Origin of the sequence: Bradyrhizobium sp. NBAIM18, from assembly GCF_020193825.1 — a bacterium.
Taxonomy (GTDB): Bacteria; Pseudomonadota; Alphaproteobacteria; order Rhizobiales; family Xanthobacteraceae; genus Bradyrhizobium; species Bradyrhizobium yuanmingense.
This window is the reverse complement of the sequence record NZ_JADYVO010000001.1, coordinates 736548-756868: the sequence shown is the minus strand read 5'-3', so window position 1 is coordinate 756868 and position 20321 is coordinate 736548. Positions and strand designations below refer to the sequence as shown.

Here is a 20321-nt window from a genome sequence, read left to right as displayed (position 1 = left end):
GACTGGAAATGTGGTGTATGTCTTAGACGTCCCCGCGGCGAGGTCCCGAGCACCGCATCAGCACCAGATAATCGGTACTACAAGCGGTTCAATTTCAAGTCAGAGCCGATGCGGGACAATGACGTGCGCGACCTCATGCGCCGCGGCATCGAATACGGACGGAAGTTTGGAGCGGCTTTTAACTTGTTTATCGAAATCAGCCGCGTAGATGCGGTGGCGCTTAGTAGGCTCCAGATGGGGCCGAACGCGTTCGTTGACCTAGACAGGGCGCTTATCGATATTTCGCCCGACCTAAGATCGGCGGGCGGCGTGCTAGTGTTGATGAACCGGCATGTGCGCAACTCAATCGGAGAATTGCTTCTGCGCATTGATGGCTTCAATGCCACACTACAAGCGCGAGGATTGCCGAAGGTATCGATCGACAGCTCGGTTCATCCAGAACTGAGGCAGCTCCGGCAACTGTGCGACGAAGTGAGCAAAGCCCTGAAGGAGATATTGGATCGCGAACCGTGATCTTTGAAGCGGGCGGCGCTTAAATCCGTAACAGCAGGCTTTTAGCTCCTATCGATCGCAGGGACGGGTAGGGCCCTTGCCAACCCATCGTTCCATGGCATCGGAAAACATCTTGATGGGTTTCGCTTTCGCTCTACCCATCCTTGTATTAGCCCAATCGATTATGATGAGCCGTTCCGTGAGGAATGGCCCAGCTACCCCGTTTCGACCTCCGTCAACCCCTCCCCACAAAAATATTCCCCTTTACCGAATTTCGGAAATATCGTACACCCTGCCCATCCCGGTTCATCCTTGAGGGGCGATCGCGTCGTCGTCTTGATCGCGAGCCGGCTTGCGGTGGACGCGGCAGCGTCGGGCGCGAAAGGTGCGGGCAGGGAGGGTAGTCCCCGGAGAGCTCGCGGCCGCGCGCGGACGAACGGCGCTGCTAGGTCTCGTCTCGTTGGTAAGTTTCCGGCTTCGTCGACGGGGCTGGAAATACTGCGGCGAAATGGCGGGCCGTGCGTACGGCAAAACCGTGTGGTCCTGGCCGTCGTTGCTACGGTCAAGCTCTTGCGGAGGCGGCATCTCGCGTCAACCGGCGCGGAGGCCGGTGAATTCCGTGAGGGCGAGGGAGGCCAGAACGAACTCGGCTCCCGGGAGAGCACGGCATAAGCCGTCCGACCATCGCGCAGGGAAGGCCGAGTGATTGGCACCACCTGTATGCTGCTGTGCGGTTTTCTGCGTGTGCATTTTGCGCAGCAGACCGCGGGTGCGATGTCAGCACCCGGCCTTCCCTGTGCCCTCTTGGCTTTGAGAGGGTGGAGTGACCAGGCAAAACTCGGGCGAATTCAGCCGCGAGAATGCGGCGCTGTGTCCGGCATTTGGGATCAAGGCTGAGTGGCGAATGGTAAGTGTGGTTGGGGCGACCGCGGCGCGGCGCCGTGTCTGCCTGATCTTGAGGCCCTGCCCCACCCGGGGAACCGCCGAGCTTTGTTCGCCGTTTGCATCCCGAAGCATGGGTGAACCGCGATGAAATGGATGCTGGTGGTTCTGGTCGGCGGCGTGACGCCTGTCAACACAGACCTGGTGTTTGACAAGTTCGCTGATTGCCTTTCGGCGGAAGAGCAGATGCGCAAGCACTATGCTGATGCTTTCGATGCTTGGGACAAGTGGGCGGCGATGAACATCGAGCGGCGCCGCGACTATTCGAAAGCCCGCGATGCGCAAGCCAAGCGCTTGTTGAGCAATATCGGAACCTGCGTGCCTCATGGTGACGGCGCCGTCGTGAAGCCGGAGGCCAGCACTTCGCCCACGCCTTCGCCCAAGCCTAGCCCATGATAGGCAACCGAAGCGACCGCGAGCATGCTTCCGCGCCGCACCCGGGAAGCAAGCGACCGGTTCTGTGATCACCATCACAGGCGTCGCCGCCTTTCCCCGTCTATACTGCCGGCTCGGAGGCAGGGTGGCGACCATGCGGAATCGGATTGCACTGGTTTTCAGTTTCATTTTTTTCACGTCTCTGGCAGCCGCTGATCGTGCGGCCGCAGACGATCGGACCATCTGCGCGCAGCGCGGCCATGACGACCGCATCGCCGCGTGCTCGCGGCTGATCGCAAAGAGCGGCGGGCGCGACGCCGTGGCGTTCGACAATCGCGGTGCCGAATATGGCGACAAGGGCGACTACGATCGCGCCATCTCCGATTTCAGCGAGGCCGTCCGCATCGATCCGAAATACGCGCTTGCCTGGCAGCATCGCGGCGCCGCCCTGCTTCGCCGGAACGAGGTGGATCGGGCCATCGCCGACCTGACCCAGTCGATCCGGCTTGATGCAAACAATCCGAACGCCTTGAACGACCGCGGCATGGCCTATGCCGCTGCAGGTGATTCCGAGCGCGCGCTTTCGGATTACAACGCAGCGATCCGCATCAATCCGAGGTTCAAGTTCGCCTACTTCAATCGAGGGCGGCTCTATGCCGGCAAGGGCGACCACACCCGGGCGATCGCCGAATACTCCGAGGTCATTCGCATTGACCCGACCTACGGTTATGCGTTCAATAATCGCGGACTGTCCTATCGGGACACCGGCCAGTCCGAGCGTGCCATGGCCGATTTCAGCGAGGCGATCCGGCTTTTGCCGAGGACGACGCTGGCCTACAACAACCGCGGCGACATCTATCTCCTTCAGGGCAGATACGATCAGGCCCTCGCCGATTTCAATGATTCGCTGCGCAATGATCCGCAACATCAGAGCGCGCTGGTAAACCGCGGAATGGTGTTCGAGAAGCTGGGCGAGGTCGCAAAGGCCCGCGCCGACTTCAACGCAGCTCTGGCTGCCCCGCAGAAGTACGACAGCGCGAAATGGGCGATGGACAAGGCGCGCGAACGCCTCGCCGCGCTGGACGATACGTCCATCAAGACCGTTCCCGCCACCACCACGTCGGTTATCGCGCTGCCGGGACCGTCAAGTCGAAATGACAGGCGCATCGCGCTCGTGGTCGGAAACTCCGCTTATGAGAATGTCGCAGCGCTCGCCAATCCGGCGCGCGATGCGGCGCTCGTCGCCGAAACGCTCAGGCTCACCGGATTCGAATCCGTCACGCTGCTGACCGATCTGCGCAAGGATGCGTTGACCGCGGCGCTGCGCGACTTTGCAAGGCAGGCGGAAATCGCCGACTGGGCGATGGTGTATTACGCCGGTCACGGCATGGAGGTCGGCGGCGTCAACTATCTGATCCCGATCGACGCGAAGATCGCCTCCGACCGCGACGTCAGCTTCGAAGCCGTGGCGCTGGACCAGGTGTTGAACGCGGCGGAACGCGCCAAGCGGCTGCGCCTCATCGTCCTCGATGCCTGCCGCGACAATCCCTTCGCCAACCAGATGAAGCGCACCATGACGCTGGCGTCGCGTTCGGTGTCGCGCGGCCTTGCGGCGATCGAGCCCGAGGCGGGCACGCTGGTGGTGTATGCCGCCAAGGACGGAGAGATGGCGCTCGACGGAGAGGGCAGGAACAGCCCGTTCGCCACGGCGTTCGTCAACAATATGCGCAAGCCCGGCCTCGAGGTGCGTCGGCTGTTCGACGTCGTGCGTGACGACGTCATGGAGGCGACCAATCGTGCACAAAAGCCGTTCAGCTACGGATCGGTCTCGGGCCGGCAGGATTTTTACTTCGTTGCCGGGAAATGAGACGCAAGGCTTTGGCTGTCGCGCCGGCCAAAATTCACGGGATTGAGCCGAAATTCGGAATATCGTACACCCCGCCATGCCGGCTCATCCTTGCGCGGACGAACGGCGCTGCTAGGTCGCCTGTGGCGCCTGTCGGAGGCATGTTGCCCCTTCGTCCATCGGCGCAAGGGCCCTGTCCGCGGGTCACGCATCGCCCGACAATCGGACTTGCGACAAGGTGACATTTTCGGCCGCTCACGCCGGCCACGCTTGTCCACCGCCGTCGATCCGCAACACCTGGCCCGAGACGAAGGCACCCATGGGTCCTGCAAAAAACTCGACCACGCGCGCGACCTCGTCGACGGTGGCGATGCGGTCGAGCGTCCCGGTCTCGACCATCCGGTTGGGGTCGACCGCTCGGGTGCCAAGAAATCGGCCGGTGCGGGTGTCACCTGGCGCGATGCAGTTGACGGCGATGTCGTAGGCACGGAGCTGATCGGCAAGACAACGCGTGTAATGCGTCACGCCGGCCTTCGCCACCGCATAGATCGAGCCGTTGGTGCGGCCCTTGAAGGCGGCGACCGAGCCGAGCGTGACGATGCGGCCGCGCCGCCGCTCCATCATGCCCTTCGCGACCGCCTGGCAGGTCAGGATGGTCGAGAGCAGGTTCCGCTCCAGCACGGCCCGTATGTCGGCTTCCTTGATGTTCACGGCATCGTTCGGATCGGGCTTGCCACCCGCAGCCGCGATATCGCCGCCCGCATTGTGCACGAGGATGTCGATCGGACCCAGAGCGGCCTCGGTTTCGGCAATCACCCGCGAGATATCGTTGGTCCTGGTGAGATCGCCAAGCACGCGCACGGTGCTCACGCCGAATTCTCGGCTGATCTCCGCGGCAACGGCGGTGAGCGTGGTGCCCTCGCCATATTCGGCCGGTCCGTTCTCGCGCATGCCGTGTATCGCGACGCTGGCACCGAGCGCGGCGAGCTTTTCCGCAAAGGCGCGGCCGAGCCCTCGCCCTGCGCCGGTCACCAGGGCCACCTGCCCAGCCAAAATCCTCGTCCTGTCAGGCGATGCCATGATCCTCTTCCTGCTATGAAATGTCACTCAGCTGCGACATTGAAGCCGGTCGCCAGCGCTTGCACCAGGCACATCGGCGCCACCCGCGTGCGGAGCACCGGCTTGGGCATGTCCTGGATCTTGAAGACGGCGCTGGCGCCCTCGATGGCACGCGTTCGCACAGAGACACTGCCGGACGGCGAATTTCATCCGGTTTGGGCATTTAGCTTACCTCTATTTGGCCGCTCCTCGAGCTGGGCGCCGGACCCGCTGGAACTCGTGGGCGTGACGGGGGTTTGCTTGGCCGGGGCAGCAGTAACGATCGGGGAGGGCACGTGAACCGACGCCAGCTTGTTCAAGGGTCGGCAGTGCTGCCGGCGTTGCTGCTTGCCTCCCGATGCAGTCTGGCCGCCCCTTCGGATGACATTTTCGGGCCGTCCACCGTGAGGGACCTGGCGCGGATGCTGGCGGGCAAACCGTACGAGGCGCCGGACGAGAAGCTGCCGAGCGGATTGAAGGACCTGGACTACGATCAGTACCGTTCGATCCGCTTTTTGCCCGAGCGAGCGCTCTGGCGCGGCAAGAATCTTCCGTTCGAAGCGCAGTTTTTCCACCGCGGCTTCTTCTACAAGAACAGAGTGAACATCTTCGAGGTCGCGGACGGAAAGTCATCCGAGCTCAAGTACCGCAAGGCGGACTTCTCCTTCGGCGAGAAGGTCCCCTCGTTCGAGGACAGCGATCTCGGGTTCGCAGGTTTCCGCATCCATGCGCCGATGAACCGTCCCGACTATTACGATGAGGTCTGCGTCTTCCTAGGGGCGAGCTATTTCCGCGCCGTGGCCAAGGGGCAGACGTACGGGCTCTCCGCCCGGGGACTTTCGATCGATACGGGCGAAGCCAAGGGCGAGGAATTTCCGCTCTTCAAGGCCTTCTGGCTCGAGCGGCCGGCGCCGGGTGCGACATCGTTGGTGATCCATGCTCTGCTCGACAGCAAGAGCTGCGCCGCGAGCTACCGGTTCACGGTGCGCCCCGGGGAGACGACCGTCTTCGACGTCGAAATGTCGGTCTACCCGCGCGTCGAGATGCAGCGGGCCGGGCTCGCGCCCATGACCAGCATGTTCTACTACGGTCCGAACGACCGCAACGACATCGACGATTTCCGCCCCTCCGTCCACGATTCCGATGGCCTTGCGATCTTCAACGGGAAGGGCGAAAGCCTGTGGCGGCCGCTCAGCAATCCTCGCGACCTCCAGATCAGCACCTTCCAGGATCTCAATCCGCGTGGCTTCGGGCTGATGCAGCGGGAGAGAAACTTCTTCGCCTACCAGGACATCGAATCCAGTTTCGAAAAACGTCCAAGTCTCTGGATGGAGCCGATCGGCGATTGGGGCGAGGGCGGCGTCACGCTGTTCGAGATCCCGACCAAGGAGGAGGTTCACGACAACATCGCCGCATTCTGGCGGCCGAAAAACCCTCTGCGGGCCAAGGGCGAACACAACTACACCTATCGGCTGCATTGGGGGCCGGATAGCCCGAAGCCGCATTCGCTCGCCAGATTCACGCGAAGCGGCATCGGGGCGAGGGGCGAGGATGCGCGCCTGTTCGTGCTCGATCTGCTCGGCGACAACCTCAAGGGCGTCGATCCGGCCGCTGTCAAAGGCGTTGTGACGGCGGAAAAGTCCCAAGTGAAGAACATCGTCACGCAGACCAATCCCCATACGGGTGGGTGGCGGCTCAGCTTCCAGTGCCAGGTGAAAAGCGAGCCGATCGAACTGCGGGCATTTCTGGCAGAAGGCGACAAGCCCTTGTCGGAAATCTGGGTCTACCGATGGGCACCCTGAGCACTGCACCGCGGCCGATTGCCGGCGATATCGCGACCCAGCGCCTGCTGCCGACGGAGGCCCCCCTTCCGATGGCTCCTGGCGACCTCGGAAAAAGCCGGGTACCCGACCGTATTCCTGCGCCGATTGCCCCCGCAATGGCCTGGCGGCGCGGCCTCATCCTGCTCTCGACGGCGGCGCTTACGGGGGCCGGCGGATATGAGATGTATCGCGTGCTGCAGGTCGGCGGCGTCACCATCCTTGAAGCCATGGTGCTGGCGCTCTTCCTGGTCTTGCTCGCCTGGGTCGCCTTCTCGTTCGCCTCCGCGCTGGCCGGCTTCTTCGTGCTGCTGGCCCACCGTCCGGGCGCCTTCGCCCCGGACGCGGAGCTGCCTGCGATCGCAAGCCGCACGGCCATGCTGCTTCCCACCTACAATGAAGATCCGCACCGATTGACGGCGCGGCTTCGCGCGATCATCGAATCCTTGGAGACGACGTCCCAAGGAAGGCTGTTCGATTGGTACGTTCTGAGCGACAGCACCGATCCCGACATCTGGGTCGCCGAGGAAAAAGCGCTCCTCGTGCTGCGACAAGCCGTCGGAACGCCAAGGCTGTACTATCGCCATCGAGCCGACAACACGGCTCGGAAAGCCGGCAACATCTCCGAGTGGATCACGCGGTTCGGCGGCGCCTACGACTTCATGATCGTGCTCGACGCCGACAGTCTCATGAGCGGGCAGACCATCGTCCGGCTGGTCCATGCCATGGAGAGCAATCCGAGCGCCGGCCTCGTCCAGACGCTCCCCATGGTCGTCAACGCGCGAAGCCTGTTCAGCCGGGTCCAGCAATTCGCGGGCCGCCTCTACGGACCGATGATCGCCGCCGGCGTCGCCTGGTGGCACGGCTCGGAAGGTAATTACTGGGGCCACAACGCGATCATCCGGGTGAAGGCGTTCGCGGAATCGGCTGCGCTGCCGCAGTTGCGCGGGCGCAAGCCATTCGGCGGGCACATCCTGAGCCACGATTTCGTCGAGGCTGCGTTGATGCGGCGGGCCGGGTGGGGCATCTACATGCTGCCGACGCTCGGCGGGAGCTACGAAGAGGTGCCGCCTTCGCTGCTCGATTTTGCGGCGCGCGACCGACGCTGGTGTCAGGGCAATCTTCAGCATCTGGCTGTCGTGCCAGCGCGGGGTCTCCACTGGGTATCGCGCCTGCATTTCACGGTGGGCATAGGAGCGTATCTGACGGCGCCGCTGTGGCTGCTGTTCCTGCTGCTGGGAATGCTGATCTCGCTGCAGGCCCGCTTCGTGCGGCCGGAGTATTTTCCGAAGGGGTTCTCGTTGTTTCCGACGTGGCCGGCCCAGGATCCCGTGCTCGCCATCTGGGTGTTCGTCGCCACCATGGGGTTGCTGCTGTTGCCGAAGCTGCTCAGCCTGGTCCTCGTTTGGATGCGGGGCTCGGTGAGACGCCAGTTCGGCGGCGCGTTGCGTGCTTCGGCCGGAGTTCTCGCAGAAATCGTCGTGTCCGCGCTGATGGCGCCGGTGATGATGATCTTTCAGTCGATCGCCGTCGTCGAGATTCTGGCCGGCCGCGATGCCGGCTGGCAGACGCAGAGGCGCGACGACGGCACGGTGGAGCGCCGCGAGCTCTATCGGAAATACGGCGTTCCGACCCTGTGCGGCGTTGCGATGGCCGCAAGCGCCTACGCCGTTTCGCTGCCCCTTCTGCTCTGGATGTCGCCGGTCATCGTTGGGCTGCTGTTCGCCGTTCCCATAGGCGCGCTGACCGCCATGCCCGCCTCCGGAAGATTGTTTGTTACTCCCGAAGAACGAGAGCCGCCTTCCGTGCTGCGGCGAGCGAACGAACTCAGCGCGTCGGCAGACGTAGGGGGCAGCCCCGCCTTGGTGGAGCTGCGCCAAGACCCCGCGCTCCTGGCCTTCCACCTCGCGCAGCTGCTGCCTCCTCGCGCCACCAGGCCCGATACGGTCGACGCCAACCTGGCGGTCGGCCGTGCCAAGGTCGATGCAAGCGAAACTTTCGAGGAGGCCGCAGAGCATCTATCCTCGCGGGAAATCTTCTCGATCTTGAACGACGGTCCGGCGCTTTCCGCCGTGTTGCAGAAGCGATGAAGCTGCGGCCTGGATCTGTCCTGCGGCCGTTTGAAGCTTTTCTCGTTGCATAGTCCGGTATTGCTCTCTCCCTTGATGGCCGGCATCCTCGAACCAAGTGTGCGCGGAAAAGCGCCCCAAAAACGTCCAAGGAAGGAAGCACGCGATGAAGATGATCAAAGGGCCTGCGATATTCCTCGCTCAGTTCGCCGGTGACGCGCCGCCGTTCAATTCGCTCGATGCGATATGCGGATGGGCCGCCTCGCTTGGCTACAAGGGGATTCAGATTCCGAGCTGGGATGGGCGGCTCTTCGACTTGAACAAAGCCTCGGAGTCCCAGACCTATGCCGACGAGGTGAAGGGTGTTGCGGCTCGGCACGGCCTTTCCATCACCGAGCTTTCGACCCATCTGCAAGGCCAACTCGTCGCCGTTCACCCGGCCTATGATGCGGCGTTCGACGGCTTCGCCGCGCCGGACGTGCGTGGCAATTCCAAGGCCCGCACGGAATGGGCCGTCGATCAGGTCAAGCGCGCCATCCTGGCGTCCCGGCGGCTCGGGCTCAGTGCGCAGGCGACGTTCTCCGGCGCGCTTGCCTGGCCCTATGTCTATCCCTGGCCGCAGCGTCCCGCCGGCCTGATCGAGACCGCCTTCGACGAACTCGCCAGGCGCTGGCGGCCCATCCTCGACTATGCCGACGAGCACGGTGTCGATCTCGCCTATGAGATCCATCCTGGCGAGGACCTCCACGACGGTGTCTCCTACGGAATGTTTCTCGAGCGGGTGAACAATCATCCGCGCGCGAACCTGCTCTACGATCCCTCGCACTTCGTGCTGCAACAGCTCGACTATCTCGACTACATCGACATCTACCATCAGCGCATCAAGGCGTTTCACGTAAAGGACGCCGAGTTCAACCCGACCGGCCGCCAGGGCGTCTATGGCGGGTTCCAGAGCTGGGTCGACCGTGCCGGCCGCTTCCGCTCACTCGGCGACGGTCAGGTCGATTTCGGCGCCATTTTCTCCAAGCTCACGCAATACGATTACGACAGCTGGGCGGTGCTCGAGTGGGAGTGTGCCCTGAAACATCCCGAGCAAGGCGCGGCCGAAGGCGCCGAGTTCATCCGAAACCATATCATCCGGGTGACGGAGAAAGCCTTCGACGATTTCGCAGGCAGCGGCGCTGACGCGGCTGCCAACCGCAAGATGCTCGGCATCTCCTAAAAGAGAGGGTGCAACATGGCGATCGAAGCAAGCAATGAAACCGGCGGCCATCGCCGTATCCGCCTCGGCATGGTCGGCGGGGGCCAGGGGGCCTTCATCGGTGCGGTCCACCGCATTGCCGCGCGCATCGACGACCAGTTCGAGCTGGTCGCCGGCGCGCTCGCGTCGGATCCGGTTCGCGCCAAGACGTCCGCAAAGGAGCTCGGTATCGCTGACGGCCGGGCCTATGGCTCCTTCGAGGAGATGGCGCGGGCTGAAGCGGCGAGGGCGGATGGCATCGAGGCGGTCTCGATCGTGACACCCAATCACCTGCACAGCCCGGTCGCGAAAGCTTTCCTTGAAGCCGGCATCCACGTCATCTGCGACAAGCCGCTGACGACGACCGTAGCCGAGGCCGAGGAACTGGTGGCGCTGGTCAGGAAGACCGGCAGGATCTTCGTCGTCACGCACAATTACACCGGCTATCCCATGATCCGGCAAGCGCGCGCCATGGTCGCGAACGGCGATCTCGGCGAGATCCGTCTCGTCAAGGCCGAGTATCTGCAGGATTGGCTGACCGAGCCATTGGAAACCACCGGCCAGAAGCAGGCGGCATGGCGCACCGACCCGTCCCGGTCCGGCGCCGGCGGGTGCATCGGCGACATCGGCACCCATGCTTACAATCTTGCCTGCTTCGTCAGCGGGCTCGAGCTCGACGAATTGCTCGCCCAATTGTCGACCTTCGTCGAGGGGCGGCGGCTCGACGACGATGTCCAGATCCTCCTGAAGTGGAAGGGCGGCGCCAAGGGCATGCTGTGGGCGAGCCAGGTCGCCGTCGGCAACGAGAACGGGCTCACGCTGCGCGTTTACGGCAGCAAAGGCGGCCTCGAATGGGCGCAGGAGAATCCGAACCACCTGTGGTTCACACCCTACGGCAAGCCCAGGCAGCTCCTGACCCGCGGCGGGGCCGGCGCATCGGGCGAGGCGGGTCGAATCACACGCATTCCATCGGGGCACCCCGAGGGCTACCTTGAAGGCTTCGCGACGATCTATGCCGAGGCGGCGCGCGCCATCCGCGCGGCAGCGGCCGGTGAAAAGCCGCATCCCGATGTCGTCTTCCCGACGGTCGAGGATGGCCTCGCCGGCGTGAAGTTGATCGATGCTGCGGTGAAGTCGTCCGCGGGTAATGGCGTCTGGGTTCGGATGACGTAAGGCGGTCGCGAAGCCGCGGAACCCGTTGCCGACGGATCTGCTCTATATGGATGCAATCATGACCCATGACTTCGCTTTGTCGAGTACCGCCGAGTGAGACAACTTGCACGGCATTCGGTGCGTCACGTCATGCGACAGCTTGCGGCGTCCGGCGTCCGCACGAAAGATGCATCAAATGCGAGCAATTGTGGCGCCTGCAATTTGCATGCTGACTATGGGCTACCTCACACATCTGAAATTTCCGCTCTCACAAATTGCTGACGCGGAGCCAAGGCGAGTTCCATTGCTTTGTCTAACCTAGATTGTATGGTGCCAGTAAGAGCATCCGGTCTGATCGACGATGTGCGGCCAATCGGCGCTGTCCGTGTCCTAGTGATCATGATCATAAGAAGAATGTTCGCCCCTGGATAGAATGAGGGACAGAAGACAATGACCGAAGGAAAAGGACAATGTCGCTGCTCCAGATCAATCTCTTCGGCGGTGTCGAGGTCGTGTGTGCGACCGGCGAGTCGGTGTTGATCCCCAGTCGCAAGGCTGCAACTCTCCTGGGCTACGTGGCGCTCAGTTCTCCTCGCGCCATTTCGCGCGGCAAGCTCGCGACGCTGTTGTGGGACGGTCATTTCGGCGATCGCGCGCGCGCCAGTCTTCGGCAAGCCCTGCTCACGTTGCGGCGTGAGCTGCCGCGATATTCGGATGTGATCCTGGCCGATCGCGATGATATACGCATCTGTCCGAACAGCATCAGCACCGATGTCGGGGAATTCGAGCGGCTTTTGACGGGAGGGGATCCCGAACGTCTGGCCCGCGCGGCGGTGCTTTATCGCGGCGACCTTCTCGAGGGCATCGGCTCGACATCATGCCAATTCGAGGCCTGGCTGTCTGCCGAGCGTCAGCGACTGCGGACCCAGGCGATGCGGGCGCTTGCGGGCCTGCTCGACTCCGGCGGGCGTGAACACATGGATATCGCGATCGCACTCGCGCTACGGATCCTCGCAATCGACCCGTTGCAGGAAGAGATCCATCGCATTTTGATGCGCTGTTACGCGCAGCAAGGCCGCCGGACCGATGCGCTCCGTCAGTACGATCTCTGCCGCTCCGTACTGTGGCGCGAGGTTCGCGCAGCGCCGGAGCGAGAGACGGAACGGCTGCAGCTCGAAATCCGGCACACGTTCCGAGCCGCTGTGAGATCTACTTCACTCAAATTGCCTCGCGATAAGAATTCTGACGCAACTTTCACGCTCGACGTGACGCCTGCATCACGATCCCTGTCGTAGCCTTCAGCCGCTCGCACAATCGTGCGCAGTGATCCCGCCTCCCTGTGGGGAGCGCGTGTCGCTCACGGCTCAAGCACTTCATCAGGAGATTTTGAACATGACTGGATTTCAGCAACAGACTGAGGACTACGGCCAATTGGACCCGCAGGGGATCTTCGGCTCGATCCTCGGCGGCGCGGCCGGACGCGTTATCGGCAACCTGCTCGGCGGCAAGAAGGGGAAGCAGATCGGCGGCGCGATCGGCAACATCGGTGGTGGCTTCCTGCCGTTCTCAGCCGGTCCGGACATGCAAGGTACCGTGCAGGTCTCCGACATGGAGTTGCAGGGTTTCTGGAGCGTGCTGAAGAAGATCGGCCAGGGCGTGCAGACCGGCGTGAATGTCGGCAAGCAGCTCGGCGTGTTCAGCGCCCAGCCTGGCCTGGAGCCCGCGGCGGCGCAGGTTTCCGACATGGAGCTGCAGAGCTTCTGGAGCGTGCTGAAGAAGATCGGTCAGGGCGTGCAGACCGGCGTGAATGTCGGCAAGCAGCTTGGCGTGTTCAGCGCCCAGGCCGGCTTGGAGCCCGCCGCGGCGCAGGTTTCCGACATCGAGCTGCAGAGCTTCTGGAGCGTGCTGAAGAAGATCGGCCAGGGTGCCCAGACCGGCCTCGATATCGGTCGCCAGCTCGGCGTGTTCAGTGCCGGCCCCGGCGGTCAGCCTGCCGCGGCGCAAGTCTCCGACATGGAGCTGCAGAGCTTCTGGAGCGTGCTGAAGAAGATCGGCCAGGGCGTGCAGACGGGCTTGGACCTCGGCAAGCAGCTCGGCGTGTTCAGCGCCCAGCCCGGCCTGCAGCCCGCGGCGGCAGAGGTCTCCGACATGGAGCTGCAGGGCTTCTGGAGCGTGCTGAAGAAGATCGGCCAGGGCGTGCAGACCGGCTTGGACGTCGGCAAGCAGCTCGGCGTGTTCAGCGCCCAGCCCGGCCTGCAACCCGCGGCGGCGCAAGTCTCCGACATGGAACTGCAGAGCTTCTGGAGCGTGCTGAAGAAGATCGGCCAGGGCGTGCAGACCGGCTTGGATGTCGGCAAGCAGCTCGGCGTGTTCAGCGCCCAGCCCGGCTTGCAGCCCGCGGCGGCGCAGGTCTCCGACTTGGAGCTGCAGGGCTTCTGGAGCGTGCTGAAGAAGATCGGTCAGGGTGCCCAGACCGGTCTCGATATCGGCCGCCAACTCGGAGTCTTCAACGCCGGCCAGCCCGCTGGCACGATGCACTAGACCCAACGCTTGGGGCGGGCGCAAGCCCGCCCTCTGCGCCTAGACGTGAATGGAAACCAGATGGCCGATTCAACCGCGTCGCAGCAATTCATCGTGCAGGGAGAGCCGGTCCAATCCGGTCAGCTCAACGAACACTTGCAGCGTGAACCCGGCGTGAAGCGAGTCGCGCAAGTCGCACCCGATGTCGTCATCCTGTCGATGACGACGACACAGGCCGATCGCCTGAAATCGACGTTTGCCACGCTGGTGGTCGAACCGGATTCAGCGCTGAAGCCATTTGATGCCGACTGACGTCGGTGGGCAAACATTGGACACGCAAAACATCAAGGAGGCCGCAGATGGCCACGAAAGGCAAATCAGGAACTTCCACGCAGGGCGAGCACGACGCGACCGAAGCCGCGATGAACGGCAACGGGTCCGTTCCGGACCAGGGCACCGCTCCATCATCGTCACGGGGGCAGGAGCCCGCAACGATCGCAGCGCGTCCGGCGCAATTCATGATCGCGCCGCAGCAGCAGCCCGGGCTTGCGACCTTCAGCGTCGATTTCCTGACTCAGCAGCTCAGCAACAGTCCCGACATCGAAGTGGTGAAAACGGTCTCTCCGCCGCGCCTGTTCGGATTTCAGAGCGCAGAGCTCGGACAAGTGCCGCTCAGCCCGCTGGTCCTCGCCAAGATGACTCCTGACAAGGCCAAGTTGCTGCAGACCCAGGCGGGACAGCGTTGCGCGGTGGAGCGCGACGAGCGGCTGAGCTACATGCTCGATCCGACCACGCCGCAGCTGCCCAATCCGGGGGTGCTGACACCGCTGGCCGACGGCTTCACGACCACGATCGAAGTGCTGGGCCAGGATGGTCCGCTGCCTGAAGCCGAGGTTTATGTGTTCGGCAGCATGTGGCCGGCCCAAGGCATCACCGACGCCACCGGCCGCGCCACAGTGACCCTGCAAGGCGAAAGACCCGAGACCATCCGCTCGATCCTGGTCAAACCGAAGATCGACTACTGGACCTTCTGGCTCGATCGTCCGCAGCTCGTTCCTAACAGCGTCAACCGGATCGTTGTCAGGGCGCTCGGCGCGGTGTTGCGGAATTTCCCCGGCCAGCAATTGATGGGATGGGGTGAGCGCGCGATGGGCCTTGATCGTCTGCCTCCGTCCTTCGATGGCGCCGGCATGAAGATCGCAGTCATCGATTCCGGCCTGGCGCCGACCCATCGCAATCTGCACGGCATCACGGCAGGCACCAGTATCGTCGGGACCGACAAGGCGGCCTGGACCGTCGATACCATCGGCCACGGATCGCATTGCGCTGGAATCATCGCTGGCGGACCCGTCGGCGCCGGTGGCGGCATCCGCGGCTTCGCTCCCGCGGCGGAAATCCACGTCTGCCGCATCTTCCCCGGCGGCCGGTTCAGCGATCTCGTCTCCGCGCTCGATTACTGCATGGAGCATGGCATCGACGTCGCCAATATGAGCCTGGGCGGCGGCGAGCCTTCGCGCATTATCGAGGAACGCATCATCCGGGCCAAGCAAATGGGTATGGCCTGCATCATCGCCGCGGGCAATTCCTCGGGGCCGGTGCAGTTTCCCGCGTCGACGCCGCATTGCCTGGCGGTTGCCGCGATCGGCAAGTGGGGCGAATTCCCCAACGACAGCTATCATTCGCAGCAGGCCCTCGACGGCTTCCAGAGCCGCGACGGATATTTTCCGGCAAAGTTCTCCTGCTTCGGTCCGGAGGTCGACGTCTGCGCGCCTGGTGTGGCGATCGTCTCGTCGCTTCCCGCCGATGGCTTCGGAGCATGGGACGGCACCTCGATGGCGACTCCCCATGTAACGGGCCTAGCCGCGCTGGTGCTGGCGCATCATCCGGACTTCACCAAAGGCAACTTTCAGAATCGCGACGCACGCCGTGTCGAGCGGCTGTTCCAAATTCTGAAGGAAACCGCGACGCCGCTGCAGTTTGGCGACCCAAATCGGACCGGCGCGGGATTGCCGAACGTGATGCGGGCACTCGGCCTGGAAACCGGCGTCGCCCCGGTGATCGCCGCCGCTACCGCAAACGACCCTGCGCTGGCAACGTTGCGGCGTCTGCTTGGATTGCAGTCGGTCGAAGCGCCGAGCATGGTTCCCGTGGGGTCGCCGCCGCGGTCCGCCGATCCCGTGCACGGCAGTGCGATCCACGTGGCGCGCGGTCCGGCACAAACGGCGGCCGCAATGAATCTGCAGTCCGTCGATCCGATCAAGAACGGATCGAGCTCCGTCGCTCACGGTCCCGCACAGACCGCAGGCGCGGCAGTCGCGCCCATGATGGTGGATCCGAATCCGGCGCAGATCCGGGAAATCATGCACAGGGTGGGATTGCTCTAACGCGCGTCCTTGTCATCTCAGAAAGGGGCACAGCAGCAGCTGTGCCCCGAGTGCCGACTGCCTTGAGGCAATTGCTGCGGCCGCTCGCCTTGGGAACATGGTGGATTGTTTGCCGCGTCCTGGATTTTCCTTCGCGGCGTCGTGCCGCACAGGCGCAGCTTGGAACTCTCGCGCCCGATCGAAACTTGACTCCGCGGGTCAGCATCGCCGCCGATCGCTGGCCTGCACGGCCCCGCCTCCAAGCCCCCCATACCCCCCAAGGTGGGGCCGTGCTTCCAAGCAGGAGGAGCCATTGTCCGAGCCGACCGAGCAAGAGATCAGAGAACGCGCGCACCAATTGTGGGAGCAGGCGGGCAAGCCCGAAGGGCGCGAGGAGGAATTTTGGCACGCGGCGGAGCAGGAGCTGCGCAACGAGGACAAGTCGAACACGCTGCGGACGCCAGATACGCTGTGACCGACAAGACCTGCCCATTCTGCCAGGGTCTCGGATGGGTCTGCGAAAACCATCCGCTCCGGGTCTGGAGCGAGAAGCTCGGCGGCTGCCGCTGCGGTGAAGGCATGCCCTGCACCTGCAACACGACTGAGGATCCTGAAATCAGGGTGGTGATCGTCGAAGCCGACACGACGTGGCACTAGCGGCGCCCAACCGATCCCTGCTCGGCTGGTCACTTCCGAAACGCTGCACCTCAGGGAACGGACCATCCCGGAAAGGAATTTAGTGTCCGCACGGCTCCGACAACAATTCTTTCCACGGCAGTTTCGGTGGTGGACGAGCAGAAGAAGCTAGAGCACCAGATCGAACTCGCAACGCGAGCGGCCTCGCTCGTCAGGGACGAAACCACCGGACAACGCTTCAGGAGCTTCGCGGAGGAACTGAAACGAAAGCTGCTTCGCATGATGCGGCGTGGCAAGGTGCGTACACGCGCCTATGAGCTCTGGGAGCAGGCGGGACGGCCGAGCAATCGCGAGCTGGAGTTCTGGCTGGAAGCCGAACGTCAGATCGAAGATGAACGGGAGGAGCGAAAGAGCTCGGGCGCTTCATAGCGCCAGGCGGTATCTCCGTCCTCTGCGCGCGGTTCGCAGGTGCCGGTCGCGCGAGCAAGGAAAAAGCCGCCGGGTTCTTCACCCTGGCGGCGTCACAAAGTCCGTAGCTGTTGATCGTCTTCCCAGCCTCGTGCGTACCGCCGTTACCTTGTTTGCGGCCATGCCCGATCCTTGTAGGCCAGGTTGCGCGATTCCGCTGTGTTCTGGAGCACACAGTGGAAAGGATTCGGTGTCTCGTTCTGAATCCCGCGCTGCGCTGCAACCATAGGCGCGCTCACGCGCCCCTCAGGTCCGATGCCACGCCGCCAGGTTCCAGGTGATGGTGTCCCAGCCGGAGATGTCGATCATCAAATTGTTGGCGCCGGCGTTGACGACGTGGCGCGAGAGCAGGGGCAGGAATACGTTGGCCTCGCAGAAGATCTCGTCGACTTTCATCAGCAGCGCGGCGCGCTTGACCGGATCGAGCTCGTTCTGCGCGGCCTTGTAGGCCTTGTCGGCTTCGGGGTCGGAATAGCGCGAATTGTTGCGGCCGAGCCATTTGTTGTCCTTGGTGGCGATCTCCCAGGACACGCACTGGTTCAAGAGGCGCTCCGGATCGGGTTGCGGCTGCGTGGTGTTGTACATCTCCATGTCGGCATAGAATTTCGAGTAGGTGTCGGGATTGCCGACGTCGGATGAGAAGAACACGGAGGCGGTGACCGCCTTGATCTCGATGTCGATGCCGGCCTTCTGGCACGCCTGCTTGATGATGGCCTGCGTCTTCTGTCGCGGGGCGTTGGTCGAGGTCTGGAATACGTATTTGAGCTTCTTGCCGTCCTTCTCCCGGATGCCGTCCGCGCCCTTGGTCCAGCCGGCCTCGTCGAGGATCTTGTTGGCCTTGTCGATGTCGAACTCGTATTTCAGCTTGGGCGACTTGAACTGCTTGGGCGCGTTGACGAAGCTCGCGGTGGCGATGGCGCCGCGGCCGTAGATGAACTTCTGGATCGAATCGCGGTCGATCAGGAAGTTGATCGCGCGGCGAACGGCGGGATCGGACAGCGTCGGATGCTTGGTCTTGACGCTCGAGCGCTCGCCGTCGACCTCGGTCCAGGGATCCGTCGTGTTGAGGATGATGAACTCGACATTGCCTGAAGGCGTGATCTCGAGCTTGCCCTTGCCGCCGGCCTCCATGCGCTTGAGGACCTCCTCCTCCACCTGCATGTTCCAGGCGAAGTCGTACTCGCCGGTCTGCAGCACGGCGCGCGCCGCGGACACCGCGTCGCCGCCGCCCTTGATCTCGACCATGTCGAAATGCGGCTGGTTCTTGATGTGATAGTCGGGATTGCGCTCGGCGCGAATCATGTCGCCCGGCTTGAACTCGACGAATTTGTACGGGCCGGTGCCGACCGGCTTCAGATTGCCCGGCGCTTCGCGCGACTTGGCCCCGACATACTCGCCGAAATGATGCTTCGGCAGGATCATCCCGACCGAGCCGACGAACGGATCCGCCCAGAACGGCGTCGGCGCCCGGAAGATCACCTTGACAGCGTGGTCGTCGATCTTCTCGACCTTGATGTCCTTGTAGGAGCCCGTGGTGTAGGCCGCGGTGGCGAGATCCGCGGCGTATTGCCAGGTGAAGACGACGTCGTCGGCGGTGAAGGGCTTGCCGTCATGCCAGGTCACGCCTCGCTTCAGCTTCCAGATCACGCTCATGCCGTCGGCCGCAAGGCCGCCGTTCGCCTTGGTCGGAGCCTCGGCGGCAAGGCAGGGGATGAGGTTGCCCTCCTTGTCCCAGCCGGCGAGCGGCTCGAAAAAGATGCGCGAGGCGATCTGGTCCTTGGTGCCGAGCGCGAAGTGCGGATTGAGCAGGGTGGGCGCCTGCCAGAGCAGCATCTTGAGCGTGCCGCCGCCGCCGGCCTTGGCCGGCTTGTACGGCAACGTGGCGTCAGCCATCGCGACGTCGTGCCAGACCAGGATTTGGCTGGCGATCGGCGCTGCGATTCCGACCGCGGCCATTGTCCTGATGAATGAGCGCCGCGACAGCGTGCCTTGCTTCACCTCTGCGACCAGATTGCGGATTTCGTTCTCGTTCATTGGATGATCCCCACTTCGTCGCCACCGGCTCAGTGCGCGCTAACTCAGCACGTCGGGCGTGGTGGAGTCAAAGAGAAGGACGCCGGCCCGGGTGCGGATGGTACGAAAGTGCAATCCGGGATTCTTGCCACGAGCGGCAGCAGCCCTGCTTGCGCGGCGCTTCATCCGGGTTACGCGCGCGCACTTTGTCGCACTCTGCATTCGTTTTCCGTTTGCGGCCGAATGGAGAAAGGCTGGCCCCGAGCCGCGAACAATATGGATTTCCATTTCATTGATTTCGCACCGCAGAAAAGGGAATACGGGTCCGTTGCCGCAAGACCCAAGGAGACCAAGATGCCGTTTCGCCTTCCCCTGATTCTCTCCGCCGTGCTGGCCGCATGGTCCGCCGCAGCCGCGGCCGAGACCATCAAGATCGGCGTGACGCCGGGGCCGCATGCGCAGATCCTCGAAGCCGTGAAGCCGATCGCCGCCAAGCAGGGCCTCGACATCCAGCTCCTCGAGTTCTCCGATTACGTGGTGCCGAACGCCGCGCTCGATGCCGGCGAGATCCAGGCCAATTCGTTTCAGAACCAGCCTTACCTGGACAACCAGAAGGCCGACCGCGGCTACAAGATCGAATCCGTCGGTCTGACCGTGAACTTCCCGATCGGCGTCTACTCGAAGAAGCACAAGGCCTTCGGCGATATCCCCGCTGGCGGCAAGGTCTCGATCCCGAACGATCCGACCAATGGCGGCCGCGTGCTGCTGCTGCTGCGCGACAAGGGCGTGATCAAGCTGAAGGACGGCACCGGCTTCAAGCCGACCGTGCTCGACATCACCGACAATCCCAAGAAGCTGAAGTTCATCGAGGTCGACGCGGCGCAGGCCCCGCGCGCGCTCGACGACGTCGATGCCGCCGCGATCAACACCAACTATGCAACCCAGGCGGGCCTCGATCCGGTCAAGGATCCGATCCTGCGCGAGGACCCGAAGGGGCCCTATGTCAACCTGATCGCGGTGCGCAGCGCCGACAAGGACAAGCCTTGGGTCAAGATCCTCGTGGACAGTTACCACACGCCTGAGGTCAAGGAGTTCGTCCTGACCAAGTTCAAGGGCGCGGTGCTGCCGAGCTGGTAGGCAATCTGCCCGCCCAGAGTCCACATCAAGGCGATCCGGCGGGCAGCCTTGCGATCAGCCTTGCGCAGGAATCTTGCGTATGTGCCCTGCGTAATGCCCGCTTGTCGGGAGCTGCGGCAACCGACATCATCGGGGCCCATCCTCGCCCGA

The 20321-nt window shown here is 63.4% G+C and carries 18 protein-coding genes; 15 read left to right on the top strand and 3 right to left on the bottom strand.

Features of this window, described 5'->3' with window-relative positions:
• Positions 1 to 123: 123 nt before the first annotated feature.
• The 3 genes from I6F17_RS03600 (at position 124) to I6F17_RS03590 (ending at position 3676) form a co-directional block, all read left to right on the top strand.
• Positions 124 to 513 carry a hypothetical protein gene (locus I6F17_RS03600; RefSeq protein ID WP_225123891.1) on the top strand — a complete coding sequence of 130 codons (390 nt, stop codon included), beginning with the start codon at positions 124 to 126 and terminating at the stop codon, positions 511 to 513.
• A 1008-nt stretch (positions 514 to 1521) separates the two neighbouring features.
• Positions 1522 to 1830 carry a hypothetical protein gene (locus I6F17_RS03595; RefSeq protein WP_225123892.1) on the top strand — a complete coding sequence of 103 codons (309 nt, stop codon included), beginning with the start codon at positions 1522 to 1524 and terminating at the stop codon, positions 1828 to 1830.
• 133 nt (positions 1831 to 1963) lie between these two features.
• The gene (locus tag I6F17_RS03590; protein WP_225123893.1) at positions 1964 to 3676 is read left to right on the top strand and encodes a tetratricopeptide repeat protein; all 1713 of its coding nucleotides are present in this window, start codon (positions 1964 to 1966) and stop codon (positions 3674 to 3676) included.
• 234 nt (positions 3677 to 3910) lie between these two features.
• Here I6F17_RS03590 and I6F17_RS03585 read toward each other — a convergent pair whose 3' ends face one another.
• Complete coding sequence (locus I6F17_RS03585; RefSeq protein ID WP_225123894.1) at positions 3911 to 4735, bottom strand: SDR family NAD(P)-dependent oxidoreductase; 825 nt, start codon at positions 4733 to 4735, stop codon at positions 3911 to 3913.
• 23 nt (positions 4736 to 4758) lie between these two features.
• Positions 4759 to 4896 (bottom strand): hypothetical protein, encoded by a 138-nt coding sequence (locus I6F17_RS03580; protein WP_225123895.1) that lies wholly within the window; start codon positions 4894 to 4896, stop codon positions 4759 to 4761.
• 153 nt (positions 4897 to 5049) lie between these two features.
• Here I6F17_RS03580 and I6F17_RS03575 point away from each other — a divergent pair, with 153 nt between their 5' ends.
• The 11 genes from I6F17_RS03575 (at position 5050) to I6F17_RS37890 (ending at position 16982) form a co-directional block, all read left to right on the top strand.
• Positions 5050 to 6555, top strand: coding sequence for a glucan biosynthesis protein G (locus I6F17_RS03575; protein ID WP_036037612.1), 1506 nt, complete (start codon positions 5050 to 5052; stop codon positions 6553 to 6555).
• The gene (mdoH, locus tag I6F17_RS03570; RefSeq protein WP_225123896.1) at positions 6543 to 8663 is read left to right on the top strand and encodes a glucans biosynthesis glucosyltransferase MdoH; all 2121 of its coding nucleotides are present in this window, start codon (positions 6543 to 6545) and stop codon (positions 8661 to 8663) included. Before I6F17_RS03575 ends, mdoH begins: the two co-directional genes overlap by 13 nt.
• 145 nt (positions 8664 to 8808) lie before the next feature.
• The gene (locus tag I6F17_RS03565) at positions 8809 to 9864 is read left to right on the top strand and encodes a sugar phosphate isomerase/epimerase family protein (protein ID WP_225123897.1); all 1056 of its coding nucleotides are present in this window, start codon (positions 8809 to 8811) and stop codon (positions 9862 to 9864) included.
• A 15-nt stretch (positions 9865 to 9879) separates the two neighbouring features.
• Positions 9880 to 11055, top strand: a complete 1176-nt coding sequence (locus tag I6F17_RS03560) for a Gfo/Idh/MocA family oxidoreductase (RefSeq protein ID WP_036037618.1) — start codon at positions 9880 to 9882, stop codon at positions 11053 to 11055.
• 449 nt (positions 11056 to 11504) lie between these two features.
• A complete protein-coding gene (locus I6F17_RS03555; RefSeq protein ID WP_050996197.1) occupies positions 11505 to 12329 on the top strand; it encodes a BTAD domain-containing putative transcriptional regulator in 825 nt (274 codons plus the stop codon).
• Between the two features lie 97 nt (positions 12330 to 12426).
• Positions 12427 to 13575 (top strand): hypothetical protein, encoded by a 1149-nt coding sequence (locus I6F17_RS03550; protein WP_225123898.1) that lies wholly within the window; start codon positions 12427 to 12429, stop codon positions 13573 to 13575.
• A 60-nt stretch (positions 13576 to 13635) separates the two neighbouring features.
• Positions 13636 to 13866 carry a hypothetical protein gene (locus I6F17_RS03545; RefSeq protein WP_036037642.1) on the top strand — a complete coding sequence of 77 codons (231 nt, stop codon included), beginning with the start codon at positions 13636 to 13638 and terminating at the stop codon, positions 13864 to 13866.
• Positions 13867 to 13913: 47 nt separating this feature from the next.
• Positions 13914 to 15938 (top strand): S8 family serine peptidase, encoded by a 2025-nt coding sequence (locus tag I6F17_RS03540; protein WP_225123899.1) that lies wholly within the window; start codon positions 13914 to 13916, stop codon positions 15936 to 15938.
• Positions 15939 to 16230: 292 nt separating this feature from the next.
• Entirely contained in the window at positions 16231 to 16392 is a 162-nt protein-coding gene (locus I6F17_RS03535; protein ID WP_081493716.1) for a DUF2934 domain-containing protein, read from the top strand.
• Positions 16389 to 16574, top strand: a complete 186-nt coding sequence (locus tag I6F17_RS03530; protein ID WP_036037644.1) for a hypothetical protein — start codon at positions 16389 to 16391, stop codon at positions 16572 to 16574. The genes I6F17_RS03535 and I6F17_RS03530 overlap by 4 nt, the downstream gene beginning before the upstream one ends.
• Positions 16575 to 16703: 129 nt before the next feature.
• Positions 16704 to 16982: a DUF2934 domain-containing protein gene (locus I6F17_RS37890; protein WP_225123900.1), complete on the top strand. Its 279-nt coding sequence runs from the start codon at positions 16704 to 16706 to the stop codon at positions 16980 to 16982.
• 285 nt (positions 16983 to 17267) lie between these two features.
• On the opposite strand, the gene I6F17_RS03520 is transcribed toward I6F17_RS37890, so the two are convergent.
• On the bottom strand, positions 17268 to 19055 hold the full coding sequence (locus I6F17_RS03520; RefSeq protein ID WP_225123901.1) for a peptide ABC transporter substrate-binding protein: 1788 nt from the start codon (positions 19053 to 19055) through the stop codon (positions 17268 to 17270).
• A 333-nt stretch (positions 19056 to 19388) separates the two neighbouring features.
• Between I6F17_RS03520 and I6F17_RS03515 the strand changes: the two genes are divergently transcribed.
• Positions 19389 to 20171, top strand: coding sequence for a MetQ/NlpA family ABC transporter substrate-binding protein (locus I6F17_RS03515; protein ID WP_036027487.1), 783 nt, complete (start codon positions 19389 to 19391; stop codon positions 20169 to 20171).
• The last annotated feature ends 150 nt before the right edge of the window (positions 20172 to 20321 follow it).

Bases quoted from the DNA above. Each gene is read 5' to 3' on its own strand.
- I6F17_RS03595 (WP_225123892.1), top strand. From the start codon at position 1,522: ATGAAATGGATGCTGGTGGTTCTGGTCGGCGGCGTGACGCCTGTCAAC.
- I6F17_RS03590 (WP_225123893.1), top strand. From the start codon at position 1,964: ATGCGGAATCGGATTGCACTGGTTTTCAGTTTCATTTTTTTCACGTCT.
- I6F17_RS03585 (WP_225123894.1), bottom strand. From the start codon at position 4,735: ATGGCATCGCCTGACAGGACGAGGATTTTGGCTGGGCAGGTGGCCCTG.
- mdoH (WP_225123896.1), top strand. From the start codon at position 6,543: ATGGGCACCCTGAGCACTGCACCGCGGCCGATTGCCGGCGATATCGCG.
- I6F17_RS03565 (WP_225123897.1), top strand. From the start codon at position 8,809: ATGAAGATGATCAAAGGGCCTGCGATATTCCTCGCTCAGTTCGCCGGT.
- I6F17_RS03560 (WP_036037618.1), top strand. From the start codon at position 9,880: ATGGCGATCGAAGCAAGCAATGAAACCGGCGGCCATCGCCGTATCCGC.
- I6F17_RS03555 (WP_050996197.1), top strand. From the start codon at position 11,505: ATGTCGCTGCTCCAGATCAATCTCTTCGGCGGTGTCGAGGTCGTGTGT.
- I6F17_RS03550 (WP_225123898.1), top strand. From the start codon at position 12,427: ATGACTGGATTTCAGCAACAGACTGAGGACTACGGCCAATTGGACCCG.
- I6F17_RS03545 (WP_036037642.1), top strand. From the start codon at position 13,636: ATGGCCGATTCAACCGCGTCGCAGCAATTCATCGTGCAGGGAGAGCCG.
- I6F17_RS03540 (WP_225123899.1), top strand. From the start codon at position 13,914: ATGGCCACGAAAGGCAAATCAGGAACTTCCACGCAGGGCGAGCACGAC.
- I6F17_RS03520 (WP_225123901.1), bottom strand. From the start codon at position 19,055: ATGAACGAGAACGAAATCCGCAATCTGGTCGCAGAGGTGAAGCAAGGC.
- I6F17_RS03515 (WP_036027487.1), top strand. From the start codon at position 19,389: ATGCCGTTTCGCCTTCCCCTGATTCTCTCCGCCGTGCTGGCCGCATGG.